Annotated in this window: 6 protein-coding genes; all 6 read left to right on the top strand. The window is 51.9% G+C overall.

Annotation, left to right across the window (positions count from 1 at the left end; translation table 11 throughout):
* The first annotated feature begins 298 nt into the window (after positions 1–298).
* The 6 genes from AUK29_03635 (at position 299) to AUK29_03660 (ending at position 5,489) form a co-directional block, all read left to right on the top strand.
* The gene (locus tag AUK29_03635) at positions 299–1,222 is read left to right on the top strand and encodes a 4Fe-4S ferredoxin (protein OIP64877.1); all 924 of its coding nucleotides are present in this window, start codon (positions 299–301) and stop codon (positions 1,220–1,222) included.
* Between the two features lie 27 nt (positions 1,223–1,249).
* A complete protein-coding gene (locus AUK29_03640) occupies positions 1,250–2,476 on the top strand; it encodes a polysulfide reductase (GenBank protein ID OIP64878.1) in 1,227 nt (408 codons plus the stop codon).
* Between the two features lie 132 nt (positions 2,477–2,608).
* Positions 2,609–3,028 carry a transcriptional repressor gene (locus AUK29_03645; protein OIP64881.1) on the top strand — a complete coding sequence of 140 codons (420 nt, stop codon included), beginning with the start codon at positions 2,609–2,611 and terminating at the stop codon, positions 3,026–3,028.
* A gap of 188 nt (positions 3,029–3,216) precedes the next feature.
* Positions 3,217–4,347, top strand: a complete 1,131-nt coding sequence (locus tag AUK29_03650) for a hypothetical protein (GenBank protein OIP64879.1) — start codon at positions 3,217–3,219, stop codon at positions 4,345–4,347.
* A gap of 108 nt (positions 4,348–4,455) precedes the next feature.
* Positions 4,456–5,004, top strand: a complete 549-nt coding sequence (locus tag AUK29_03655) for a hypothetical protein (protein OIP64882.1) — start codon at positions 4,456–4,458, stop codon at positions 5,002–5,004.
* Entirely contained in the window at positions 5,001–5,489 is a 489-nt protein-coding gene (locus AUK29_03660) for a hypothetical protein (protein OIP64880.1), read from the top strand. Before AUK29_03655 ends, AUK29_03660 begins: the two co-directional genes overlap by 4 nt.
* Positions 5,490–5,720 lie beyond the last annotated feature (231 nt).

Genomic DNA, 5,720 nt, shown 5'->3' on the forward strand with positions numbered 1-5,720 from the left:
AAGAGTGGGTGAAAACATCAGGGGTCAAGGGGTCAAGGATTCCAGGGGTCAAGTGAAGTGCTTTTTAAAAACTCAAGGGTCCGAGGGGTTAAGGGGCTTAGGGTCCAAGTGAAAAGCATAGAAAAAACTGAAAGGTAACAGAAATCAAAAAAACCACTTGAATCCTTGAACCCTGGAACCCTTGAACCCTGGATCTCTATAGGTTCTTGAATCCTCGAACCCTTCTTATCCAATAGATGGGAGAAGAAGCAAAAAAGGTTTCTCAAATGATGATCCTTTTATAAGGAGATGGATCCTTATGTCCAAAAAAATTCGTAACAACCCGCTCAACCTCCATTTAAACCGGAGAAACTTCATCAAAGGCACGGCCATGGGCATTGCCGCATCCGCTCTGCCGCTGAAAAACGCGGACGCCTCGTTCTTGGACGTCTTTTTCCAGAAGCATTTCAGGGAAATGAGCAAGCAGGAGATCCAGGAGGTCCTTGACCGTTTCGAGAAAACTTATTCCGAAGAGTATGGAAAAAAGGTTTCAGTCAAGGCGACACCTCCCCTTCCGGATGTCCTCTTCGGGTATGGATTGGACCTTTCGCGCTGCATCGGCTGCCGCCGCTGCGTCTATGCCTGCGTCGGGGAGAACAATCAGTCACGGGACCCGCAGATCCACTGGATTACGGTCCTTCGCTTCAAGAACGGGGAAAAATGGGTGGATCTCGAAAACTCGGAGTCCTATTACAATCCTGCCCAGGTGCCTGAGCCGGACCATTTCTATATGCCGGTGCAATGCCAACAGTGTGAGAATCCGCCCTGCGTCCGGGCCTGTCCCACGCAGGCCACATGGAAGGAACCGGACGGGATCGTGGTGGTGGACTATAACTGGTGTATCGGATGCCGCTACTGCATGGCTGCCTGCCCTTACGGGGCGCGGCACTTCAACTGGGCCGAGCCGAATATCCCGCCGGACGAACTGAATCCTGAGACCCATTATCTCGGCAACCGCCCCAGATACAAGGGTGTGGTTGAAAAGTGCACCTTCTGCATCCAGAGAACCCGTGCCGGGAAGTATCCTGCCTGTGTGGAGGTCTGTCCCGTGGGGGCAAGAAAATTCGGGAATCTGCTGGATCCGAAAAGTGAGATCCGTTACTGCATCGAAAACAAGCGCGTCTTCCGCCTGAAAGAAGATTTGAATACCTATCCAAAATTTTATTACTTCTTTGCAACCTAAACATTTTTTGGACGAGAGGAAACAGCGATGGCTGAAATCATCCGAAACTTTTTCAAGGCATTGAAACAGATCACCATCGGGGACCGAAAATATTACATGTGGCTCGCGTTCCTCGGCTTCTTCATCTTCATAGGCCTGGCGGCCTACTTCCAGCAGATCAATCGGGGACTGATCGTCACGGCCATGAGGGATCAGGTCTCCTGGGGGCTCTACATCTCCAACTTCACCTTCCTCGTGGGTGTGGCCGCTGCAGCGGTGGTCCTGGTCGTCCCGGCTTACATCTACAACTTCAAACCCATCAAGGAGATCGCCATTCTCGGGGAGATGCTCGCCACCACGGCGGTCATCCTCTGCATTCTCTTTGTCATGGTGGACCTGGGGCAGCCCACACGGATCTGGCACATCCTCCCTTTTATCGGCGCCATGAACTTTCCGAGTTCTCTCCTGGCGTGGGACGTGGTGGTCCTCTCCGGCTATCTCATCATCAATTTGACCATCTTTCTTTACGCGCTCTATAAGCTTTCTCTGGGCAAGGAGTACAGCCTTCAACTCATTGCGCCCCTCATCATCCTTTCCATCCCCTGGGCCGTGGGAATCCACACGGTCACGGCCTTTCTCTATAACGGCCTATCGGCCCGGCCCTACTGGAACGCTTCGATCCTGGCGCCGAGATTCCTGGCCTCGGCCTTCTGCTCGGGTCCCGCGATCATGCTGATTCTCTTCCAGATCATCCGCAAGGTCTCGCGTATTGATATCGAAGACAAGGCCATCTTCAAGATTGCGGAACTCATCGCCTATGCCATGTGTCTCAACCTCTTCCTCTTCGGGGCGGAGGTCTTCAAAGAGTTCTATTCCGGAAGCATCCATCTGGCTCCCATGAAGTACCTCTTCTTCGGGCTTCACGGCCATACCAGCATGGTCCCCTGGATGTGGTGGTCCGTAATCCTGAACATCACCGCTCTTGTCCTCTTTCTGACCCCCAGTACCCGTGAGAATTTCCTCACCCTCAATACCGCGTGTATCTGCATGTTGATGGGGATCTACATCGAGAAAGGGATGGGCGTCGTGGTCCCGGGCTTTGTGCCTACAACCCTCGGAGAGATCTATGAATACTCACCGACCAATTATGAAATCCTGATTACCATGGGGATCTGGGCCCTCGGCGCCTTGATTTACACCCTGATGCTGAAATTCGCCATCCCTGTTTACACCGGCGAACTTCGCTTCGAGTCCAAAAAAAACAAAACTGCTTAGATATCAGTTCGTTTCATGAGAAAAATATTTTTTATTGAATTATTATTTTTCTATTGACAATGATTTTCAATTTCAGTATTATCTGTATAAACAGACTGTTTCAATTTTGGAGAAATCCCCTTGTTGAAGAAGATGCTCGAGCAATTCCAGAATTATCTCTCATCCAAAGGCCTGCGCATGACCGGTCAACGGGAGCTGATCGCCCGCACCTTTTTTGAAAACCAGGGGCATATGGGCGCCGAAGAACTCCATCATCGTGTTCAGAAGATCTCCACCCAAGTCGGCTATGCCACGGTCTACCGCACTTTAAAACTTCTCTCGGACGCCGGTCTCGCCGCCGGCAGGAGCTTCGGCGGCGGTTTTACCCGTTATGAACCGGACAACCAGATTGAGCACCACGACCATCTGATCTGCACCCGATGCGGCAGGATCATCGAATTTGAAAACGACCGCATCGAATCGCTTCAGAAATCCGTTGCCGGTCAATACCGGTTCAAAGTCACACATCACGTCATGGAGCTTTACGGCGTTTGCAGCAAGTGCCGTTCTTAGTTTTTTTATTCTATTTTTGATAATGATTTTCATTATCTTATAATCATGGAGGTCTCGATATGTCTTTCATAAATAAATCAGGAGAGGTCAGAGTGTCCGCATATCCCGCATCCAAGGTGATGCCGTCCGTACCCAGCTTATCCGTTTCGGGATCTGTGCCGGCATCTATAATGAGAATCACCAAGAATATGATCTTCATCTTTTTACTCATTCTGATCTCTGCCGTCCCTGCTTTTGCGGACAGGCTTTCCGACATGGAAGAGAAAATCGAACACCTCACAAATGAACTGGAGGAGTTAAAGATGGAACGCACCGAGGATGAATCCAAGATCCACTTCCACGGTTATGGCGAGCTGCACTACAACGCCATTGAAAGTGACGAGAATGAGATGGACATGCATCGAATGGTGATCGGCCTGACCTACAGCTTCACGGATCGGATTATCCTCGACGCAGAGGTGGATTTTGAGCATGCCGCTCAGGAAATGGAACTTGAATTTGCACACCTTGACTTCCTGATCAACGACGCATTCAACATCCGTGCCGGCGCCATCCTGATGCCGGTAGGGTACCTGAACGAGTATCACGAACCGCCGCTTTTCTACAGCGTGGAGCGGCCTTATGTCCAGAAGTACCTCATTCCCACTTCATGGCAGGAGGGAGGCGCCGGAATCTTCGGTGAGATCATGCCGGGACTCCGTTACCGAGCCTACATCGTAGGCGGTTTGGATGCATCCGGCTTTACTGCAAAAGACGGCATCCGAAAGGGAAGGCAGAAGGTGTCAGAGGCCAAGGCCGAGGACCTCGCTTTTGTGGGGAGACTGGAGTATGTGGGCCTGCCCGGCCTCCATCTGGGGGCTTCCTTTTATACCGGCGGGGCTGCGCAGGACGATCCCTCCCTGGGAGACGCAGACGTCACCCTGGCCGAAGTGGACGGCAAATACCGCATCGGCAATCTGGAACTGATCGGGCTCTATACCCGGACCGATATCGGCGATACGGACAAGATTTTTGCCGCAACCGGCCAGGCCGTGGGCGAAGAACAGACAGGCTGGTATACTGAGGCCGCCTACCACATTCCGTTTTCATCGTCCAAGAAGGAGTTGGTCGTCTTTGCCCGGCGTGAAGAATTCGATACGCAAAAGGAGCTGAGTTCCGGCCTCACCAAGGATCCCGCCAATGACCGGGAGGTTACGACCACGGGGCTGGCCTACTATCCCATACCCGAAGTGGCGATCAAAGCTGATTATGAGATGTGGAAAGACGGGACAGAAAATGACTTCAATGTGTTTAACCTCGGCGCAACGTATATGTTCTAAACCATTATGATGGCAGACCTCTGCTACAGGGAGAGGCAGGCGCTTTGCTGCCGATCTCTGCGGCAGAAAAAATGAGGAAACCGAATGAATCAAGCAATGGCTGTTCACATATCATTTTCGACATTGTTCACCCTTGTTTTAGGGTGCACTCTCGTTTCCGAGGGCCGGGCCGAGGTCTATTTAACCCAGGAGCAGGCTTTGAAGATCGCCTTCCCCAAAGCCGAAGAGATCGAAACGGTTACGCTTTCCTTAGACCGGGAACTTAAAATACGTATTGAGAAGCGGGCACAAACTCCCGTCCGCTTCTCAGAAATACCTGTCTATATTGGGAGGACTCAAGGGCAGCCGATTGGATATGCCATGATCCACGATGTCAAAGGCAAGGCCCGCCCCATCACCTATATGGTGGTGATCAACCCGCAGGGCCGGGCGGCGCGCGTAGAAATCCTGGCTTATCGGGAATCCCATGGCTATGAAGTCCGCTATCCGTCTTTCCTCAAGCAGTTCTTCGGGAAGTCGCTCGCGGATCCGATCCGAAACCATCAGGATATTCTAAACATCAGCGGGGCCACGATCTCCTGCCGGGCCATTGCCGACGGAGTCAGGCTCCTGCTCGGGGTGTGGGAGGAATTCTACGGCAAGGAGGTTGTCCCATGAAACCCCTGAATGGCAACGGACCCAATCCGGCCCTCAAGGCAGCAACGGGATTCCTGCTGCTCTTTCTCCTGTCCGGCATCCTTGTTTCGGTCGCACATGGAATCCAGAAGATCGGCTTTCTGCCGGAGACGGTTTCGGCCCACTACCTGGGATCAGACGAGGCCATGGTCTACCCCAAGGAGCTTCCGGAATTGATGGAGTCCACCCACGTTCATCTCTTCATGATCCCCCTGGTCTTTTATATCCTCTGCCATCTTTTTGCCCAGACCCGGGTCTCCAAGAGATGGAAGATCACGGTGATCGTCCTGACCTTCGCCAACATCGCCGGGACCCTGGTCACCCCGTACCTTATCCGGTTCGTCTCTTCCGGTTTTTCCTGGCTGGTTCCCTTTCATGACGCGGTCTTCGTCCTCTCCGCTCTCTTGCTCACCTTCGAGCCTCTGCGCGCTATCTTTCAAAACAGGGGCTGCGGTTCCGGAGAATAAATATGGTTCTTCTCCCATTTAGTGGGTAAAAAAAGGGGTCAAGGATTCCAGGGTTCAAGGGGTCAAGTGTTTGTTTTCCAGTGACTTGATCAGTGCCTTGAGCATCCACTCAACCTCCTCGATATCACTCTTAAGTCTTTTTGTTATTTTATAAATCTCCAAACATAATTGATATGACTGGGGCCTTTCCTTTAACTCCTTGTAGTATTTGAGCACTTCACTTGGCCCCTG

It is taken from the genome of Nitrospirae bacterium CG2_30_53_67, assembly GCA_001873285.1.
Taxonomy (GTDB): domain Bacteria; phylum CG2-30-53-67; class CG2-30-53-67; order CG2-30-53-67; family CG2-30-53-67; genus CG2-30-53-67.